The sequence below is a fragment of the Staphylococcus sp. GDX8P114P-2 genome, from assembly GCF_017892945.1.
GTDB lineage: Bacteria > Bacillota > Bacilli > Staphylococcales > Staphylococcaceae > Staphylococcus > Staphylococcus arlettae.
Map to the genome: position 1 here is coordinate 41013 of NZ_JAESMB010000031.1, position 20156 is coordinate 61168.

16 protein-coding genes and 1 pseudogene are annotated in these 20156 nt (G+C 33.1%); 14 read left to right on the forward strand and 3 right to left on the reverse strand.

Annotation, left to right across the window (positions count from 1 at the left end):
• Positions 1–75 precede the first annotated feature (75 nt).
• The 5 genes from KA845_RS12845 to srtA all read left to right on the forward strand — a co-directional run bounded on the left by KA845_RS12845 (position 76) and on the right by srtA (position 5383).
• Complete coding sequence (locus KA845_RS12845; RefSeq protein WP_002509553.1) at positions 76–951, forward strand: NAD(P)-binding domain-containing protein; 876 nt, start codon at positions 76–78, stop codon at positions 949–951.
• Between the two features lie 8 nt (positions 952–959).
• Positions 960–2327: a four-carbon acid sugar kinase family protein gene (locus tag KA845_RS12850; protein WP_002509552.1), complete on the forward strand. Its 1368-nt coding sequence runs from the start codon at positions 960–962 to the stop codon at positions 2325–2327.
• Between the two features lie 20 nt (positions 2328–2347).
• Positions 2348–3709 (forward strand): gluconate:H+ symporter, encoded by a 1362-nt coding sequence (locus tag KA845_RS12855; RefSeq protein ID WP_002509551.1) that lies wholly within the window; start codon positions 2348–2350, stop codon positions 3707–3709.
• Between the two features lie 145 nt (positions 3710–3854).
• On the forward strand, positions 3855–4529 hold the full coding sequence (locus KA845_RS12860; RefSeq protein ID WP_103388561.1) for a haloacid dehalogenase type II: 675 nt from the start codon (positions 3855–3857) through the stop codon (positions 4527–4529).
• Between the two features lie 260 nt (positions 4530–4789).
• The gene (gene srtA / locus KA845_RS12865; RefSeq protein WP_031266757.1) at positions 4790–5383 is read left to right on the forward strand and encodes a class A sortase SrtA; all 594 of its coding nucleotides are present in this window, start codon (positions 4790–4792) and stop codon (positions 5381–5383) included.
• A 93-nt stretch (positions 5384–5476) separates the two neighbouring features.
• Here srtA and KA845_RS12870 read toward each other — a convergent pair whose 3' ends face one another.
• Positions 5477–6154: an N-acetylmannosamine-6-phosphate 2-epimerase gene (locus KA845_RS12870; RefSeq protein WP_002509548.1), complete on the reverse strand. Its 678-nt coding sequence runs from the start codon at positions 6152–6154 to the stop codon at positions 5477–5479.
• A gap of 160 nt (positions 6155–6314) precedes the next feature.
• Here KA845_RS12870 and KA845_RS12875 point away from each other — a divergent pair, with 160 nt between their 5' ends.
• Positions 6315–7118 carry a MurR/RpiR family transcriptional regulator gene (locus KA845_RS12875; RefSeq protein WP_002509547.1) on the forward strand — a complete coding sequence of 268 codons (804 nt, stop codon included), beginning with the start codon at positions 6315–6317 and terminating at the stop codon, positions 7116–7118.
• 87 nt (positions 7119–7205) lie between these two features.
• Here KA845_RS12875 and KA845_RS12880 read toward each other — a convergent pair whose 3' ends face one another.
• Entirely contained in the window at positions 7206–8081 is an 876-nt protein-coding gene (locus KA845_RS12880; RefSeq protein ID WP_210128187.1) for an ROK family protein, read from the reverse strand.
• 222 nt (positions 8082–8303) lie between these two features.
• Here KA845_RS12880 and KA845_RS12885 point away from each other — a divergent pair, with 222 nt between their 5' ends.
• The 5 genes and pseudogenes from KA845_RS12885 to KA845_RS12905 all read left to right on the forward strand — a co-directional run bounded on the left by KA845_RS12885 (position 8304) and on the right by KA845_RS12905 (position 13228).
• Entirely contained in the window at positions 8304–9185 is an 882-nt protein-coding gene (locus KA845_RS12885) for an N-acetylneuraminate lyase (RefSeq protein WP_103388562.1), read from the forward strand.
• A 26-nt stretch (positions 9186–9211) separates the two neighbouring features.
• Positions 9212–10786 carry a sodium:solute symporter family protein gene (locus KA845_RS12890; protein ID WP_210128188.1) on the forward strand — a complete coding sequence of 525 codons (1575 nt, stop codon included), beginning with the start codon at positions 9212–9214 and terminating at the stop codon, positions 10784–10786.
• Between the two features lie 91 nt (positions 10787–10877).
• Entirely contained in the window at positions 10878–11411 is a 534-nt protein-coding gene (locus tag KA845_RS12895) for an NAD(P)H-dependent oxidoreductase (protein WP_103388563.1), read from the forward strand.
• A 114-nt stretch (positions 11412–11525) separates the two neighbouring features.
• Positions 11526–12332 (forward strand): Cof-type HAD-IIB family hydrolase, encoded by an 807-nt coding sequence (locus tag KA845_RS12900; RefSeq protein WP_002509542.1) that lies wholly within the window; start codon positions 11526–11528, stop codon positions 12330–12332.
• A 235-nt stretch (positions 12333–12567) separates the two neighbouring features.
• A pseudogene (locus KA845_RS12905) lies at positions 12568–13228 on the forward strand (NAD(P)H-dependent oxidoreductase).
• Between the two features lie 295 nt (positions 13229–13523).
• Here the strand turns inward: KA845_RS12905 and KA845_RS12910 are convergent.
• On the reverse strand, positions 13524–14327 hold the full coding sequence (locus KA845_RS12910; RefSeq protein WP_210128190.1) for a VOC family protein: 804 nt from the start codon (positions 14325–14327) through the stop codon (positions 13524–13526).
• Positions 14328–14706: 379 nt separating this feature from the next.
• Here KA845_RS12910 and KA845_RS12915 point away from each other — a divergent pair, with 379 nt between their 5' ends.
• The 3 genes from KA845_RS12915 (at position 14707) to KA845_RS12925 (ending at position 20039) form a co-directional block, all read left to right on the forward strand.
• A complete protein-coding gene (locus tag KA845_RS12915; RefSeq protein ID WP_210128192.1) occupies positions 14707–16287 on the forward strand; it encodes a BCCT family transporter in 1581 nt (526 codons plus the stop codon).
• A 199-nt stretch (positions 16288–16486) separates the two neighbouring features.
• Positions 16487–18268, forward strand: coding sequence for an ABC transporter transmembrane domain-containing protein (locus tag KA845_RS12920; protein ID WP_167867830.1), 1782 nt, complete (start codon positions 16487–16489; stop codon positions 18266–18268).
• Positions 18261–20039, forward strand: coding sequence for an ABC transporter ATP-binding protein (locus KA845_RS12925; RefSeq protein WP_103388565.1), 1779 nt, complete (start codon positions 18261–18263; stop codon positions 20037–20039). The genes KA845_RS12920 and KA845_RS12925 overlap by 8 nt, the downstream gene beginning before the upstream one ends.
• The last annotated feature ends 117 nt before the right edge of the window (positions 20040–20156 follow it).

Below are 20156 nucleotides of genomic sequence, written 5' to 3' on the forward strand. Positions count from 1 at the left end.
ATTAGAACAAAATGTATACATTTTAATTATTTTGGTATACAATAATATGTAAACGTTTTCAGTGGAGGTAAAAATATGAAAATTGGATTTATTGGTTTAGGAATTATGGGGAAACCTATGGTGAAAAATTTGTTGAAAGCAGGACAAACAGTTTTAGTAAATGATGTAAATAATGAAGCACAACAAGAAATGCAACAATATGGTGCTGTGATAGCAACAACTAAAGAAATAGCACAGCAAGTTGACTGTTTAATTACGTCATTGCCAAATGGGGCTATTGTTAAAGCTGTATTATATAGTGGAGAAAATGCTGTATTAAAGTATGAAGATATTGCAGTAAAACATGTAATTGATACGAGTTCGTTAACGCCCAATGAGTCATTGGAAATAAGTAAAGTGTTAGAAGAAAAAAATGTGAAATATGTTGATGCACCAGTAAGTGGTGGGGAACCATTAGCAATCACTGGAGAACTATCGGTCATGGTAGGTTGTAAAGAAGTAGACTTAGATGTCATCACAAAAATATTAGATCCCGTAGCACAATCTGTTATTAGAGTAGGAGATGTTGGAGCTGGTAGTGTTGTAAAATTAGCGAACCAAATAATCGTTAATATGAACATTTCAGCACTATCAGAAGCAGTGGTGTTAGCGAAAAAATTTGATATCAATTTAGAAGCGATGTACAGCGCTATTAAAGATGGCTTGGCCGGTTCTTCTGTGATGGATGCTAAATTTCCAAAAATGATTGAGCAAAATTATCAAGCTGGTGGCACTTTAAACATTAATCTGAAAGATTTAAAAAATGTAGTGTCTACTGCGGATACAGTTGATTTAACGTTACCGCTAACTAACCAAGTAAAAGAAATTTACAAAGCTGAAGTAATTGCAGGCAATGGTCTTAATGATCACTCTGGAATTATTAAATATTTTGAAAAAATCAACAATATGTAGGTGGAAATATGCTAAATAAAAACTTAATTTTAGAACAAAAACAAGATGAAATAGACAAAGGTTTAGAAAGTTTAACGTATAAAATAATTGTGTTAGATGACGATCCTACTGGTACACAAACTGTGAAAGATTTACCAGTTTATACAGATTGGTCATTAGAATACATTAAAGATGGCTTTCAACAAGCAAATCAAATGTTCTATATTTTGACTAATTCCCGTGCGCTTAATCAAGAAGAAACTACAATTGTGCATAAAGAAATAATGACGAACATTGAACAAATTTCTAAAGAATTAAATCAACCTTTTATAGTTATTAGTAGAGGTGACTCAACGTTACGCGGTCATTTTTATCTTGAACCTAAAGTGCTTAATGATAGCGCAAGTCATGGTTTTGATGGCGTATTTTATATACCAGCATTTTTCGAAGGACAAAGGTATACGTATAACGGAATACATTATTTACAAGAAGATGATGCCTATATTCCGGTAGCCAACAGTGAATTTGCACAAGATACAACATTTGGCTTTAGTGCTGAACGTATGGATGATTTTATAGCAGAAAAAAGTAATGGTGATATCAAGTCAGACGATGTATATCACATTACTTTACAACAATTGCGTAATCGTGAGAGTGAGACGATAATGTCACTTTTCGATGACTTGCAACATTTTGATGCAGTAGTTGTTGATGCATTAAATGATGAAGATTTAGATTTCTTTGTAGCTTGTCTTACTTCTTATTTAAGTACACATAAAAAGCAATTTATGTTCCGTACAGCAGCATCATTTGTAAAAGCAATATGTGAAACACCTGGAGAAATTATAAATTTAAATGATGTCAGTGACAATTCACATGGCGGCATTATTATTGTAGGATCACATGTCAAAAAATCATCGGATCAGTTGAATCATTTAATTGCTCATTCCGATATTCAGACTATTGAATTTGATGTGACAGAAGTAACAAAACCAAGTTTAACTGACTATATAAAATCTATCATTGCACAGGTCGAAAGGTTGATTGCACAAGGTGAAGACGTTGTTGTTTATACGTCTAGAGATGTAATTAAGACAGCTGATTTAACTAATAATTTAAGTATATCGACAAATATTTCTAATTGTTTAGTCGAAATTGTTAGTAATTTAACACTTAAACCTAATTTCATTATCGCAAAAGGCGGTATTACTTCAAGTGATGTTGCCACTAAAGGATTGAATATTAAAAAAGCGACAGTTATTGGCCAAATTACTAAAGGCGTACCAATTTGGCTAACTGGTAGTGAAGCAAAATATGAAAATATGCCATATGTTATTTTCCCAGGAAATGTTGGAGCTACAGAAACATTAACTGAAGTATATCAATTAAATAAATAAAAATGAAAGTTGGGATGTTTATGTTGGGAGAGTTTTGGCCAATTATAGGTGTCGTTATAGGCGTAGCCATATTACTAATATTAATCATGGTCTTTAAATTAAATACGTTTATAGCATTAATTATTACTTCTATGGCAACTGGTATGATTTTAGGGATGCCTATAGATAAAATTGTAGAAACTATTGAAAAAGGGATGGGCGATACATTAGGACATATCGCGATTATTTTTGGATTAGGGTCCATCCTAGGTAAATTATTATCCGATGGTGGCGGTGCTACTCGCATTGCTGACACATTAATTAATACATTTGGTAAAAAATATGTTACTTGGGCAATGATTATTGCATCATTCATTATCGGAATATCTTTATTTTTAGAGGTTGCTTTTGTTCTATTAGTACCATTAGTATTTACACTAGCTAAAAGAATGTCGATTTCTAATTTATCTGTAGGTTTACCTATGGCGACTTCAATCGCTGTAACGCATGGTTTTTTACCACCACATCCTGGACCAGTCGCAATATCTGAAGCACTAAATGCGAATATCGGCCATGTATTAATGTACGGTATCATTATTGGTATTCCATTAGCAATTATCGTTGGTGGTATTTTTCCTAAAATTGCGTATAAATTGGCACCAAGCGCTTTTGCAAAAGAGGGGAATCAAGCCGTTACGGGTGATATTAAGAATATCGATGAATCAGAGATGCCAAGTTTTGGACTAAGTTTGTTAACGGCTCTAAGTCCTGTAGTATTGATGTTATTTGCGACAGTTGTTCAATTGATTACAGGTAATGAAGACGGACACGCTCAAGGTCTAGAAGGATTTATTTATTTTATAGGTTCTTCTACAACGGCGATGTTAATTGCAGTTTTGATCGCTATATATACTATGGGAATCAGACGTAAACAAACAATGAATCAAATAATGGACACTGTCTCAAATGCTATTACTCCAATTGCCATGCTACTGTTAATCATCGGTGGTGGCGGTACATTTAAGCAAATTTTAATCGATGGTGGTGTTGGCGACACTATTTCACAATTATTTCATGACTCACAAATGTCACCCCTTGTATTAGCATGGTTAGCAGCAGCTATTTTACGTGTAGCATTAGGTTCTACTACAGTTGCAGCTATATCATCAGTTGGTATTGTATTACCTTTATTACAAACCGTAGATGTTAATCTCTCATTAGTTGTGCTTGCTATAGGTGCAGGAAGTATTTTTTGTTCACATGTTAATGACGCTGGATTTTGGATGTTTAAAGAGTATTTTGGTTTAAGCATGAAAGAAACATTTTTAACATGGACTTTATTAGAATCTATATTATCTATATTAGGATTAGGATTTATATTAATTGTTAATGTAATTATTTAAATATAAAAGGTAGAATGTATCATTTTATGATTATACATTTTACCTTTTATTTTTTAGTATTAAAATTAATTAAAAAATTGTTTCAACGTTTAACTTTAGTGATAAATAATAAGTACGGATTGTTTTGTAGAGAAAGGGGTATTTTATGTATAAAGTTATTGTTTTTGATGTTTTTGGCACATTATTTGATGTTATGTCAATTAAAGATAAAGTTGGAGAGTTAAACAAAGAACATGCTACAGAAATAACTAATTTATGGCGTAAGACACAATTATATCATGCAACACTACGTCAAGTTATGGAACGTTATACAAGATATGATGAAATTACCAAAAATGCATTACGACATACTTTAGAAGTTTATAATGTACCGTATAATAGAGATGATATTAATGAATTGTTTAATGGTTATCAAAATTTAGAATACTTTAAAGAAGTGCCCAAATCTCTAGCTGAGTTAAATGACAAGCCATTAGATTTAGCTATATTGTCTAATGGAAATGATAATATGTTACGTGCATTAGTGGATAACTCTGAAATCGCTGAATACTTTAATTCAGTTATGAGTGTCGACGAAGTTAAACAATATAAGCCAAGTCCAGCCAGTTATGCATTAGTATTAAATTATTATAAAGTAAAACGTAGTGAAATATTGTTTGTGTCGTCAAATTCGTGGGACGTTACAGGAGCTGAGAACTTTGGTTTTGATACAGCTTGGGTTAATAGACGCAATGACTTATTTGATGATAATGGTGTGAAACCTACAATTGCAGTAAATAATTTGCATGAATTAGTGAAATGGATTGAAATAAATAGGTAGGTAATTTAACTATAAGATGTTTAATGTGAAGCATATATATTATGGAAATCATGGTGAATATGATTTTAACTTTTAGGGTTTAGAAGATGACAGCAATTTTACAAAATTGATGTGCACTTTTGAACCCTTTATTGTTGCAAGCTTGTGATAATTTTTGTAATTAGTGAGCAATTTTTTCGTTTTGTAAACAGAGGTATGATTTATAAAAAAACAATGCTATATTAACCATAAGTAATTCAAGTGAAAGAGGCGTAGTTAAGTTGAAACGAAGGATTAATATATTACTGTCGTTGTTAGGAATAGTATGTTTGTTAGTAGCTGTTTATTTATTGGTACAGCCTTATATAGCTAATTATTTTTATAACAAGGAAGCATCAGATAAAGTAGAACAGTATGATGCTAAGCAACATCAGTCTACTGAGTCTACGAAACAGCAAAATGCATCAACTATGGTAGGATATTTAACTGTACCTGATGCTGATATTAAAGAGCCTGTATATCAAGGGCCGGCAACACCTAAACAGTTAGAAAAAGGCATCAGCTTTGCAGAAGCTGATGAATCATTAGATGATCAAAATATTGCAATAGCAGGTCATACACATACGAATCTTCGACATTATCAATTTACTAATTTAACTGCCTCAAAAATAGGTAGTGATGTGTATTTTAAAGTAGGACAGGACAAGCGTCATTACCAAATAACGAAAATATATGATGTGAAGCCCAGTGATGTTCATGTATTAGAGGAACAAAACAGCAATAAAAAGCAATTAACTCTAATTACTTGTGACAACTATAATTACCAAACAGGCGAATGGGAAGATAGAAAAATATTTATTGCAGAAGCGGTATAGCTCACAATAAAGTTATAAATGAAAAAATAGCGTAGCCATCTTATTTCAATGAAACGTTCGTTGAATATAGATAGCTACGCTTTTTAAGTTAAATTAATGTTTGGGAGTAGCAACAGCAGATACAAAGCGTTGTGTTATTTCTTTTGGACGTGTAATAGCACCGCCGACTACTGTACAGTGCGTACCTAATTCACTTACACGCGCAAACATATCTGGTGTCACAACATTTCCTTCAGCAACCACTTTAGTATTCACATTAGCAATTACTTCTTTTAGAAAGGCAAAATCATTTTCATATAAAACATGACCAGATGTATATGTTGTATAGCCTCTTAACGTTGTGCCAATATAATCGAAACCAAGTTCTTCTGCTTGTTTTGCTTCTTCAACAGTAGAGATGTCAGCCATTATTTCAATGTGTGGTGCTTCTTGACGGATATATGCTACTAATTCTGCTAAGCTTTCTTGTGGTCGAGGTTGATTCGTAGCTTCAAGTGCAATGACTTCACAACCACTTTCAAGTAATTCTTGTACCTCTGTTTTAGTGGCAGTAATAAAAACATTGGAATTATCGTAATCTCTTTTAACAATACCAATGATAGGTAGATCAACTGTTTTTTTAATTTCTAAAATATCTGCTTTGCTGTTTGCTCTAATTCCAACAGCACCACCTTCATAAGCTGCTAATGCCATTTTTGACATAATAAAAGATGAATGTAGTGGCTCATCAGGTAAAGCTTGGCAAGATACGATTAATCCATTAGGTAACATAAAATACACACTCCATAACATTAAATTTTAAGATATAGTGATTTAATTAAAGTAATATCAATATAACATTAGGAAAAAAACAATCAATAGTTATAGTATTAATGAAAAAACTTTTCGTTTATAGTAAAATATGGCTATATTAAAAAGGGGAGACGCACAGATGAAATTTGATAATAGAGTGCAACGCTATAAACATTTATTTACTAAAGCAGATAAAGAAATCGTTAACTATATAAAAAATAATCAATTTGATGATAACTTTTCTACTATTAATTCATTGGCGAATAGTGTAGGCATTTCACCTGCCACCATTACACGTTTTTCCAATAAATTAGACTATGAAAACTTTCAAGATATGAAATTTAATTTGCAACAGGAAATGACTAATCAAGAAATTGAGAATAGCCCGCTCATCCAAAAAATTCATAACTATCATCAAAATACAATTCAACAAACTGGCGAGTTTATTTCAGATATTGATATTCAAAATTTTGTAAATCAAATTATGCGTAGTAGACAAATAATTTTTGCTGGATTAGGGAGTTCAGGATTAACAGCAACTGAATTTTATTATAGAACGATGCGTATGGGCTTAAAAGGGAATGTATCGACAGATTCTCATCAAATGAAAATTGTAGCGTCATTATTAACAGGTTCGGATACGTTTGTCGCTATTTCGAACAGTGGTGAAACTACAGAGTTAATTTCAGCTGCAGGGATTGCACAGCAACAAGGTGCTTTTGTAGTAGCAATTACTAACTATGAAGGTAGTGCACTTACAGCATGTGCAGATTTAGTATTGATTACGACAGACCAATCCAGAAATAATGATACAAGGTTTATTAATACACAAATTGCGACACATTTTTTAATAGATATTGTCAGTTACTTATTATTAGACGATGAGCATTTACATCGAGTCTATCAAAAAACAAAAGATGTTATTTTACATGATAAACCGTAATATATAGGGCTAGAACATTATTAATGTTCTGGCCCTAAGTATTGTATAAACGGAAGTTACGACAATTATTTAATTTAGGTTAGTTGGTTAAAGTGTTATTAAACTACCTGCACCGAGTAATGCAGCATTATTTAACGCATGCGTAGTTTGAATAGGTGCATGTTCATAATTGGCAGGTAAAAAATAAGAGACATAAGGTACAATATATTGCAATAATTGATCACCTTGTGCAGAAATTCCGCCACCAATTAAAATTAACGCAGGATCATAAAGTAATTGAATTTGTGCTACGCCTTCTGCGACGTCTTTACCCCAAGTGTGTAATAAAGCACTTGCTGTTTCATCTCCTTGTTTAGCTTGAAGAAATAACGATTTAACATCTACATCAGTTGAACTATATTGATGAGTAATTTGGGTTTGTAATGCTGAAGTAGCTGCCCATTGTTCATAAGTCGTTTCACTATCAGGACGGTATAGCATATAACCAATTTCATTGGCACGAGAGTTGGCACCTTGATATAAACCTGTTTCTGAAGTGTAAAATGCGCCTCCAATACCTGTGCCTAAAGTTAAACAAAATATTTGTTGTTGTGCATATTGATATGTGTGTAGTTCTCCTAATAGTGCGGCATCAACATCATTGCAGACATAGACAAACGGAGTAATATGACTTAATGCTTGCTTATAGTTTATCCCTGTAAAATTAGCAATCGTGGGACTACTATAAACTACCGTTCCTGTATCGCGATTTATAACGCCAGCGCTAGAGATGCCAACGTAGACTGGATCTAAATGATACAGTTCTTTATATTGTGCTACTATTTGGATGACCTCATCTAAAATAAAATCAGTAATGTTATTAGGCGTTGGGATGCTATTAAAGGTTACTAAATTAGCATTTTCATCAAGTACAGCAGATTTTATTTGTGTACCCCCTACATCTAAAACAATTTTGTACGACATGCGATGACCTCCATTTAGACTATTTGTGAAAAATATTTTCATTAATGTGCTTATTAAACGTATATAATTTTCAGAATTCTATTGCTAAGTTTTATGGTAGCGTTTACAATTCTAGCTGTAAAGTAAAATTTCTAATAGGTAACGTTTAGTTATGTACTTAAAAAATTAAGTTTTGAGCGTAGCTAAAATAGTTAAATAGCGAAAATAATGGAGGTTTATAACATGGAAGATAATTTGAAAGGTTTGTATGCAGCATTATTAGTTCCCTTTGATGAGGATGGTCAGGTAAAAGAAGAGGGATTAAAACAAATAGCACGTAATGCTATAGATAAAGAAGGGTTAGATGGTTTATACGTTAATGGAAGTTCAGGAGAAAACTTTTTAATTAACACTGCACAAAAGAAACAAATTTTTAAAGTAGTCAAAGATGTCATTGGAAATGACGCTAAATTAATCGCACAAGTTGGTGCACTAGATTTAAACGAATCTATAGAATTAGGTCAATACGCAACTGAATTAGGCTACGACGCAATTTCTGCTGTTACGCCGTTCTATTATCCATTTTCTTTTGAAGAAATAAAAGATTATTACTTTGAACTCATTGAAGCAACACAAAATAATTTAATTGTTTACGCTATTCCAGATTTAACTGGAGTTAATATATCAATGACACAATTTGAAGAGTTATTTTCACATGACAAAGTTATTGGTGTAAAGTATACAGCACCTAATTTCTTTTTACTTGAAAGAATCCGTGAACATTTCCCGGATAAATTAATTTTCTCGGGGTTTGACGAAATGTTGGTACAAGCAGCTATTTCGGGAGTTGATGGTGCTATTGGGTCAACGTATAACGTTAATGGTAAGCGTGCACGTGCTATTTTTGAAAATGCGCAACAAGGTGACGTTGCTAAAGCTTATGCTATTCAACATGACACTAATCATATTATTGAAGGCATCTTAGACATGGGGATTTATCCAACGTTAAAAGAAATATTAAAAGCACGTGGTCTAGATTGTGGTTTACCAAAAAAACCATTTAAACCATTTAATGAAAATAATAGAGCACAGTTAGAGACACTTATAGATAAATATAACTTATAATTTTTAACTTAAGGGGTTGATTGTTCATGGAACAAGTGGGGTTTGGGTTTTGGAACTGGGTAGCTATTTTACTCTATCTTTTTATCATGTTGCTAATTGGGGTGTACTTCACTAAACGTGCAGGACAAAATACTGATAGCTTTTTTACTGCCAGTGGTAGGTTACCATCTTGGGCTGTGGGCTTTTCTATTTATGCGACAACTTTAAGTGCAATTACTTTTATGTCAACACCAGAAAAAGCCTTTTTAACAGATTGGTCTTATATAGTTGGAAATATTACTATTGTAGCAATAATACCTTTATTGATCTTTTTCTATGTACCATTTTTCAAGAAATTGAATGTCACGTCAGCTTACGAATATTTAGAAGCGCGTTTTGGACCTAGTATACGAGTGATTGGTTCTTTGTTGTTTATTTTATTCCATTTGGGAAGAGTAGCTATTGTAATTTATTTACCAACTTTAGCGGTTACATCTGTATCGGATTTAAATCCATTTGTTGTAGCTTCACTCGTAGGTATTTTATGTATCTTATATACGTTTTTAGGTGGTTTTGAAGGTGTTGTGTGGAGTGACTTTATTCAAGGTGTCATTTTACTTGGTGGCGCTGTTGTCATTATTATTTTAGGGGTTGTTCATTTACCAAATGGTATGGGGACATTGGTTACAGATGCAATGAACAATAAAAAAATAATTAGCGCTGACAATTGGAAATTCAATACAGCAGCAGCGGCTATACCGATTATATTTTTAGGTAACATTTTTAATAATTTACATCAATATACTGCAAGTCAAGACGTCGTTCAACGTTACCAAGCATCAGACTCGTTGAAAGAAACTTCTAAATCATTGTGGACAAATGGTATATTGGCACTAATATCAGCACCTATATTTTACGGTATGGGAACAATGTTATATTCGTTTTATAATCATAGTAGCGCACTACCTAATGGTTTTAATACGTCGTCTATCGTACCGTATTTTATTTTAACTGAAATGCCTCCTTTTGTTGGTGGATTATTAATTGCAGCAATTTTTGCTGCTGCCCAATCAACGATATCTTCAAGTTTGAACTCGATATCAGCATGTTTTTCTGTAGATATAAAACATCGCTTTTTTGGGAAGGGTAATGAAAAAAGTGAAGTAACGTTTGCACGTTATATCATAATTATTTCAGGCTTATTTGGTTATGCAATGTCTATCTATTTAATTGCTGCTGATTCAAATGATATTTGGGATTTATTCTTACTTATTACTGGATTATTTGGTGTGCCACTAGCTGGTGTATTTGCAGTTGGTATTTTCACTAAACGTACAAACGCATTCGGCGTAATTATTGGTTTAATTTTTGGTGTTATTTTTGCTTATATTTTTAACAATATTGGTGGGGACAATTCACCATTCTTTGTATCTATCATCTCATTTTTAATTGCGTTTACTATTTCATATTTAGCTAGTTTTATTCGACCTAACAAGGGCAAAGATATTACTGGTTTAACTATTTTTGATAGAAATGAAGCCGTTACTTACGTTTCTAAAGTGAAACAAAAAAAGGCAATTGCAGATTATGCAACAAATACTGACTATTCTAAAGAGCAGTAGTGATTATTGTAGTTTCAAACAAATATATTGTATCTATAATATTGACTCATTTAATATTAACTTATTAAATGAGTCTTTTTAGGAGGGAAAAATGTCAACTTTAGTTATTATCGCACATCCAAATATGACACAGTCAAAAGTAAATAAAGCATGGAAATTAGCTTTGCAACAACGTGATGAGGTCACTGTACATGATTTGTATTCGATTTATCCAAATGAAGTTATTGATATTGAAGCGGAGCAACAATTGTTAGAGCAATACGAAACTATTATTTTCCAATTTCCATTGTATTGGTATAGTTATCCGCCTTTATTCAAACAATATTTTGATGAAGTATTAGAGTATGGTTGGGCTTACGGTTCTACTGGGGATAAATTACAAGGAAAACAGTTTGCTGCAGCAGTTTCTGTAGGAAGTGCAGAAGAAGATTATCACGCTGAGGGTGCGGTAGGCTACACTTTAGCACAATTGTTAGCTCCTTTAGATGCGACGAGTCGCTTTGTAGGTGCGAAATTTATAGGGGCACATGCACTGTATGGCACTTTTAATGTTAATGAAGCGCAACTCAATAATAATATCGCAGACTATTTCAGCTTTATAAATCAAATAACGCAACAAGTATAATTATTGTGTGAGTATAAGGTGACAACAGCTTAACTTGTCATCTTATACTTTTCAACAATCGTTAAAATAGCTATAATGAAAGCACATACATAATTGAAAGTTTGAGGGGACAATATGATAAAAGCAATTGCGGTTGATATGGATGGCACTTTTTTAGATACTAACAAAAGTTATGATGTTGCACGTTTTAACAATATTTTTAATCAATTACAGCAAAGAAATGTGAAATTTATTGCTGCTAGTGGGAATCAATATGCTAAATTGATTTCTATTTTTGGACAGAGAGAGATGTTTTTTGTCGCAGAAAATGGAGCAGTTATATACGACGGTGAAGAATTATATGATTATCGTGCATTTAATTTTGATTTTTATCAGGAGTTAATCCATTACTTACATTATGAACGTAGTATGCAAGAACTAATTGTTTGTGGATTAAAGAGTGCCTATATTTTAAAAGATACCAGTGAAACTTTTAAAAAAGTAGCACATTTTTATTATCGTCAATTAGAAGAAATTGATTCTTTTGCTCATTTGCCAAATGATGAATATGTTAAAGTCGCATTGAATATTAATAGAGATACACATCCACAATTAGATCAGGATTTAGCTGTGAAATTTGCAGATGATATTAGTATAGTATCTAGTGGGCACGACAGTATTGATATTATTATCCCAGAAATGACTAAAGGCAATGCACTTAAACGTCTTTTAGCGAAATGGGAATTGACTGCAGATAATCTAATGGCTTTCGGTGATGCAAATAATGATTATGATATGTTAGAACTTGCTGAACATAGCTATGTTATGGAAAATAGTCATGATCAGATGTTATTTGACGTAGCAAACTTTGTTGCACCGTCTAATGATAAACAAGGTGTGTTATCAGTTATTGAAGAAACGGTATTAGCGCCTGAATTGTAATGAGCAATTACCAATTCATTGGTATTAATGCTGACAATATAAGGTGAATAATGCGTGAACTACACTAGTACAATGATAAAATCTATATATAGAAGTGGTATTCGAAATAGTTAACAGTACATTTCGATATTACTTCTATTTTTTTATAAACAGATTACTTTTATCGGAAATATTATTTAGCTTATACTAGAACTTACTTAATAAATCTTTAATTTGAAAGGATGGCACTAAAGTAATGGCAGACATGAATGATAAAATTATTGAAGCATTTCAATTTCGACATGCAACAAAGCGTTTTGATGCAACTAAAAAAAATTAGTGAACAAGATTTTACTACAATTTTAGAAGCAGGTAGATTATCACCAAGTTCTTTAGGATTAGAGCCTTGGAAATTTTTAGTGATTCAAAATGCTGATTTACGAAATAAATTAAGAGATATTAGTTGGGGTGCTCAAGGGCAACTGGACACTGCTAGCCATTTTGTATTAGCGTTAGCACGTAAAAATGTAACGTCTCAATCACCGTATGTTCAACATATCATTCGTAATATTAAGCAATATGCAGAGGAGACAATTCCTGCAGTCGAGAAAAAATATGATGATTTTCAAACAAATTTTCATATCAATGATAATGAACGCTCACTTGTAGATTGGGCAAGTAAGCAAACTTATATTGCATTAGGAAATATGATGACTTCAGCAGCATTATTAGGCATTGATTCTTGTCCTATTGAAGGATTTGATTTAGATGCTGTTACTGAGTTATTAAAATCAGAAAACATTATCGGTGCTGATGATTTTGTGCCTTCATATATGGTAGCTTTTGGTTATAGAGAAACAGAACCTAAAGCAAAAACTAGACAACCACAAGCAGATGTTATCGAGTGGTTTGAATAAAAATGAAGATGGGATACAAATCCCTATTTTCAAATAAGAGGAGACTGGGACAACATTGATTCGTCCTAGTCTCTCACGCATACTATTCCTCTGGGCGTCAACACGTTTCAAATCGATAGAATTTATATTTGGCTATTCAAAAAATAAGAAATTTCGAAAACAAAAGTTAAACAACATCTTTTTATCTTAAAGGCATTTCATATAATTAAAAAACGTCAATTTCTATATCTTCTCAATAGAAATTGACGTTTATTTTTTAGTCAGAGCTATTTATGTCTGGAATTCATTTTAATTTTTATTCAGGGACAGTAGTACGATTGCTATGCACTGTGACACTGAATCCTTCAGGACTGATTGATGTTTCATTTTGTGCATTTGGTTTATAAATATCAATATGATAAAGGCCTAAACTATGATCATTATCGAGTCGCGGTTGGGTTGATTGCCAAACATTGACAGCAATATGATGATGATATTGGTTTGTTGACATGAATAAAGCTTGAGGATAATGAGAAATATGTTGTAAACCTAACTGAGTTATATAAAAATTACGTGCACTTTCTAGGTTTGCTGTTTTTAGATGTAAATGACCTAATTTTGACTGTGATGGCATACCTTGCCAGCCTTCTGTAGTACGCTGGTTAACTAAATCTTCAGCATCTACTTGTAACGTATCCATTTTGACATAGTCATCTTCCCATTGCCATGTAGTTGCATCACGATCTTGGTAGACTTCTATTCCATTACCTTCAATGTCAGAAAGATAGAGTGCTTCACTTACTAAGTGGTCACCACCACCAACTTGTATACCTAGGCTAGCAGCATGATATAAAAAATTTGCTAAATCTGCTCTAATAGGGACTAAAAAAGCGATATGAAAAAGTCCAGCTTCTGACATTGCAGGTTTTTTAGCATCAGTAATTGCTCTTAAAGTTACTGTGTGACCAGAATTCCCAATATTTAGGATAGCTAGTGCATCGTCTTTACTAGCAAGTGTTAAACCGAGTACTTCTGTATAAAATTGTGTCATCTTAGTTAAATTTGCGACATTTAATGTGATATTAGTGACTTGCGTTGCAGTCGAATCATGAAAAGTCATAATAACCTCCTGTGGTTAACATGTATTTGTTTTAGATACAAGTTAAATATAAGTGATTTTAAGTATTAAGTCAATGTGTAAGTTTTATTTTTAAATTTCGATTTTAAAAAAATATATTGTGTATAGTGATAATTAGGCATATTGCAAAAAGAGTGGTAAGATAACGACTTAAGTATAAATTGAAAAATAGTAAAGGTTTATTCTAACAAATAAACATGGCTTAATTGTCTGTGTGTACATACAAGGAGCGACACTTTAAACGTGGAAACTTTTAAAATTAAAATTCGTTAGCATCATTATATAGCTTGATAATATTTTAGAAACTTGCATAAAGATTTGAAAATAGATAAATCTATATAAAGGATACGAGGAAACTTTAATGAAAACTAAGTTAGTAAAAGAAAAGTTAGATTGGCCGGTATTTTTAATAAGTGCTGGTGTTTTAGTTATTTTTGTAATTATGTCAGCGTTCTTTACAGGTGGCACTGCAAAGTTTGTGCAACAAAGTTTTGAGATTTCTATTAAATATTTTGGGGCTTTTTGGCAACTATTATTATTAGCAACATTTTTTATAGGATTAGTGATAGCTATTTCAAAATACGGCAAGGTCCGTTTGGGCAATGTTGATAAGCCTGAAATGAGTTACTTTAAATGGGCAGCAATTGTTGTCACGTCAGGTTTAGGTGCTGGTGCAATCTTTTGGGCAGCAGCAGAACCAATGTATTACTTTTTAGACGTGCCACCGACTATGGGGGACGGAATTAAAAATAAATCTGCAGAGGCAGTTCCAGCTGCAATGGCACAAAGCTTCACGTCGTGGGGATTTACTGCTTGGGCAGTTTACGGTGCCATTAGCGGTATTGTAATTATGTACGCACATTATAATAAAGGGTTGAAAATGAGACCACGTACATTATTATATCCAGTATTTGGAGCAAAGATTGAAAATAATAAAATTGGTTCTTTAACTGATGTTTTTTGTATTTTAGGTGCTGTAGCCGGAACGATAGGAACGATAGGATTTTTTGGCTTCCAATTTAGCTTTTGGTTACATAGTATTTTAGGTGTACCCGACAATTTGGTCACACAGATTGTTGCTGTAGGAGGCTTGACGGTATTAGTAACTATTTCCGCTGTCACTGGAATAAATAAAGGAATCCAATTTTTAAGTACATTGAATATTTGGTTAGCACTAGCTATAGGAGCATTTATCTTATTATTTGGCCCAGGACATTTCATTATCGATACATTTATTTCATCTTATGGAACGTATATCTCTGATTTTGTCAAAATAGGTACATTTAGAGGAGATGATGAATGGGCTGGCGCATGGATGTTGTTCTTTTTCGGATGGTTTATAGGTTATGGACCATTAATGGCAATTTTAGTTGCGCGTGTATCTCGTGGACGCACGATTCGTGAAATCTTTTTCTTAGTATCAGTCGTAGCAGCAGTGGTATCGCATTTTTGGTTTACCATTTTAGGTGGAAGTGGATTATTTTATGAACAACAACATAACGGTTCGGTGAGTGGACCATTAGCAGATAATGGTTTACCTGCTGCAGTTATCGCATTAGCCAATCAATTGCCTTTAGGTGATGTTTTAGTATTTGCCATATTAATTTTAACGTTTGTTTTCGTTATTACAACTGCAGATTCAATGTCATATTCCATTTCAATGGCTGTTACAGGTGAAGGGAATCCACCTAAATTAATCCGTTTGTTTTGGGTCATTATTATGGGTGTGATTTCTGTTATTTTAATTAATATTGGAGAAGGTAGTATTGACGCCTTACAGTCATTTATTGTCGTCACGGCTGTACCCATCTCAATAATTATGCTGCCGGTACTGTGGACTGCCCCTAAAATAGCGCATGTTTTAGCCATAGAACAGGGAATTACGTCAACGCATAAAAAAGGACAACAAGTCGTAGTATTTGAGGAAAGTAAAGAAGAGTAATACAACTAGATTAGCATTTTACTAGAGCTAGCCTTTATTTCAAATAGTAGCACAAACCATAACAGAGAGTGAATACACACCGTTAATGAAAACAAGTTGATGCTGTGTATTTGCTCTTTTTGCATGTAATCAAACACTTAAATCAGCAATACAAGGTGTGGTAAGATGTATTTAACATAAACCAAAAGGGGTGATTATAGTGGGCGTATTTTTAAAATTAACATGGTTTTTTAAAGCACAAAAATTCAACTATATCTTGGGTTTAATCATGTTAATTACAATAGCTTTAATTGAATTATTACCACCTCAAATTATTGGTAAGACGATAGATGGTATGACGAATCAAGTGCTAACTGGCAAAATGCTAATCATATATTTATGTATATTGGTTTTAGCAGCACTTTTACTATATGGTTCGCGCTATGTCTGGAGATTATCTATTTTTGGGACAAGTCAAAAATTAGGCAATATATTGCGTCGTTACTTATATCGCAAATATACAGAAATGAGTCCGTATTTTTATCAAAATAGACGGACAGGGGACTTAATGGCACATGCTACTAACGACATAAATGCTGTCCAAAATGCAGCGGGTGCTGGTATTTTAATGATTGCAGATTCATTAATTACTGGTGGTATGGTCATTATAACTATGGCACTGACCGTAAGTGTAAAATTAACGTTAATTGTGTTAATACCACTACCTATTATGGTAATAATGACGCGCTATTATGGAAAATTATTGAGCCATGGCTTTAAAAAAGCACAGGCGGCATTTAGTAAATTAAATGATAAAACACAAGAAAGTGTTGCGGGTATTAAGGTCACTAAAACATTTGGTTATGAGACAGAAGATCAAGCTGATTTTAAGGGGCTTAGTGATGAAGTGGTTAGAAAGAATTTATATGTTGCAAAAGTTGATGCACTTTTTGACCCAACGATAATGTTAGTATTTGGTACAAGTGAGTTTTTGGCAATTACTTTTGGTTCGTTCATGGTACTAAATGATGAAATTACTTTGGGACAGTTAATTACGTTTGCAACATATCTTGGCATGCTAGTGTGGCCACTATTAGCATTGGGCCTGTTTTTTAATATAGTACAGCGTGCAAAGGCTTCTTATGAACGAATAGAAGTAATCTTGAATACGCCGAATAGTATTGAGACAGATTACAGTACAACAGCTCAGCCACAAGGTGATATTGAATTTAATATTGCGCAGTTTCATTACCCAGGAAATAAGGCGAAAGGAGTTCACGATATACACTTTACAATACAACCAGGCATGACTATTGGCATTGTAGGGCGTACAGGTTCAGGAAAAAGTACACTAATAAAGTTACTGTTGCGACAATTTGATACTGACAAACCAAATGATATTACATATGGTGATATACCGTTACGTCATTATCAATTAGGACAATTACGCGCACAATTTGGATATGTGCCTCAAGAACACTTTTTATTCTCTACTTCAATCCGTAACAATATTGCTTTCGGTAATATGGAAGCCAATGATTCACAAATTCATGAAGTTAGCCGCTTAAGTCATGTGCACAAAGATATCCAACAATTTACGGAGGGCTATCAAACTGTTGTAGGTGAACGAGGTGTATCATTATCAGGCGGACAAAAACAACGTATTGCTATCGCACGTGCGCTTCTTATTGATCCTGAGGTGTTGATTTTAGATGATTCATTATCAGCTGTAGATGCACAAACAGAAGAAACTATTTTAGCTAATATGCATACATTGCGACAGGGCAAAACAAATATTATCACTGCTCACCGTATGAGTGCGGTGAAACATGCTGATTTAATTATTGTAATGGATAGAGGCACAATTATAGAACGCGGTACCCACCAAACGTTAATAGAACGAAAAGGGTGGTATTTCGATACTTATACTGCACAAGCATTACAAGAACAACATGCGCAACACCTCAATGATTTGACGGAAGGAGATGAAGGAAATGTCTAAGATAACTTCACTCTCAGCGAAGGATCAAGGTAAAACGGTGTTTCGTTTAATCAAATATACCTCACCATATAAAGGTATTATTGCGTTGGCATTTTTAATGTTAACGTTAGCCACCGTCACTAGTATGTTGACGCCGTACTTAATAAAAGTTTTTATTGATGACTTTTTAACACCTAACAACTTTCCACAAAATAAATTAATATTATTAGTAGGATTTTTTATAGGGATACAGATTATTGGCGCAATTGCTACATATATTAATGATTATATGTTTCAATACTTAGCCTTCAAAGTAATTCAGCAATTAAGAATAGATGCATTTAATAAACTTGGGTCATTAGGCATGCGCTATTTTGATAAAGTTTCTGGTGGAAGCATCGTTTCTAGATTGACAAATGACACAGAAACAATAGTTAATATGTTTATCGGCGTTTTTTCTACTGTAATTATGGCCGTATTCATGATGATTTCTAGCTACATTATGATGTTCATCCTAGATGTGCAACTTGCTTTATACGCATTAATCTTTATGCCAATTATTATATGTTTACTAATTATTTATCGAAAATATTCTGCTATTCTATTTAATAAATCAAGGCAATTGTTGTCAGACTTAAATTCGAAGTTAGCTGAATCTATTGAAGGTATGACGATGATCCAAGCATTGAATCAACAAAAAAGATTAAATGATGAGTTTAATCAAATTAATGACGAGCATTACGATTATATGCTAAAAACAGTGAAATTAGATAGTTTATTACTACGACCTGCAATTAGTATGCTTGCTATTTTTGCGACGGTTATGATTTTAGGTTATTTTGGAATTATTAGTTTTAGTGCAACAATTACGGCAGGCGTTGTGTTTGCTTTTATCCAATATATGGAACGTTTTTTTGAACCTATAAATCAAGTGAGTCAAAATTTAAACGTGTTACAGCAAGCTATAGTATCTGCGAGTCGTGTGTTTGAACTTATAGATGATGAAACATATGAACCGAAGCAAGATGTGAATAATGAGCACCAAATCACAGAAGGAAAAGTGACATTTGAAGATGTCAGTTTTAGTTATAATGGCGAGACAGACGTGCTTAAGCATATTAGTTTTACAGTAAATCCAGGTGAAACAGTTGCCCTTGTCGGTCATACTGGGTCAGGAAAAAGTTCTATTATTAATTTGTTTATGCGTTTTTATGAATTTGAAAGAGGTCAAATTATGATTGATAATCAATCTCTTAAATCATTTTCTAAAGACGAATTAAAATCAAAAATTGGGCTTGTACTACAAGATGCTTTTATATTTTACGGCACTATTTTATCGAATATTAAACTGTATCATCCAAAAATGACTTTTGAACAGGCTCAAGCTGCAGCATCTTTTGTGCAAGCTGATCGCTTTATTCAGCAATTAGATGGACAATATGAACATAAAGTGACAGAAAAAGGTAGTGCTTTTTCCAGTGGTGAACGGCAATTAATAGCTTTTGCTCGTACTATGGCAGTTGATCCTAAAATACTTATACTTGATGAAGCTACCGCTAATATTGATTCTGAAACAGAAGAACAAATTCAAGCTGCATTAAATCATATGCGTCAAGGTAGAACAACAATTGCTATAGCGCATAGATTAGCAACAATTCAAGATGCAGATCAAATATTAGTCTTAAATAATGGCGAAATCGTAGAACGCGGAACACATGATATGCTTATCTCACAACAAGGCATATATTATCAAATGTATCAATTACAAAAAGGGAGTGGGACAGAAATCTGATTTTGAAAAAATGATTACGTCGTCCCACCCCGGCAAGGATGACTAGCGTTGAAACAAGCTTGGTTTGAAGCGCAATTTCAATGCAGTCAGCTACTGCCCTATGAAAAAAGGTTTCGA

What these genes read in the sequence shown, in the direction of transcription:
- KA845_RS12870 (WP_002509548.1), bottom strand. Translation starts at nt 6,154, where the DNA reads ATGTTACCTAATGGATTAATCGTATCTTGCCAAGCTTTACCTGATGAG.
- KA845_RS12900 (WP_002509542.1), top strand. Translation starts at nt 11,526, where the DNA reads ATGATAAAAGCAATTGCGGTTGATATGGATGGCACTTTTTTAGATACT.
- KA845_RS12895 (WP_103388563.1), top strand. Translation starts at nt 10,878, where the DNA reads ATGTCAACTTTAGTTATTATCGCACATCCAAATATGACACAGTCAAAA.
- KA845_RS12880 (WP_210128187.1), bottom strand. Translation starts at nt 8,081, where the DNA reads ATGTCGTACAAAATTGTTTTAGATGTAGGGGGTACACAAATAAAATCT.
- KA845_RS12860 (WP_103388561.1), top strand. Translation starts at nt 3,855, where the DNA reads ATGTATAAAGTTATTGTTTTTGATGTTTTTGGCACATTATTTGATGTT.
- KA845_RS12910 (WP_210128190.1), bottom strand. Translation starts at nt 14,327, where the DNA reads ATGACTTTTCATGATTCGACTGCAACGCAAGTCACTAATATCACATTA.
- KA845_RS12915 (WP_210128192.1), top strand. Translation starts at nt 14,707, where the DNA reads ATGAAAACTAAGTTAGTAAAAGAAAAGTTAGATTGGCCGGTATTTTTA.
- KA845_RS12875 (WP_002509547.1), top strand. Translation starts at nt 6,315, where the DNA reads ATGAAATTTGATAATAGAGTGCAACGCTATAAACATTTATTTACTAAA.
- KA845_RS12890 (WP_210128188.1), top strand. Translation starts at nt 9,212, where the DNA reads ATGGAACAAGTGGGGTTTGGGTTTTGGAACTGGGTAGCTATTTTACTC.
- KA845_RS12850 (WP_002509552.1), top strand. Translation starts at nt 960, where the DNA reads ATGCTAAATAAAAACTTAATTTTAGAACAAAAACAAGATGAAATAGAC.
- KA845_RS12845 (WP_002509553.1), top strand. Translation starts at nt 76, where the DNA reads ATGAAAATTGGATTTATTGGTTTAGGAATTATGGGGAAACCTATGGTG.
- KA845_RS12855 (WP_002509551.1), top strand. Translation starts at nt 2,348, where the DNA reads ATGTTGGGAGAGTTTTGGCCAATTATAGGTGTCGTTATAGGCGTAGCC.
- KA845_RS12925 (WP_103388565.1), top strand. Translation starts at nt 18,261, where the DNA reads ATGTCTAAGATAACTTCACTCTCAGCGAAGGATCAAGGTAAAACGGTG.
- KA845_RS12885 (WP_103388562.1), top strand. Translation starts at nt 8,304, where the DNA reads ATGGAAGATAATTTGAAAGGTTTGTATGCAGCATTATTAGTTCCCTTT.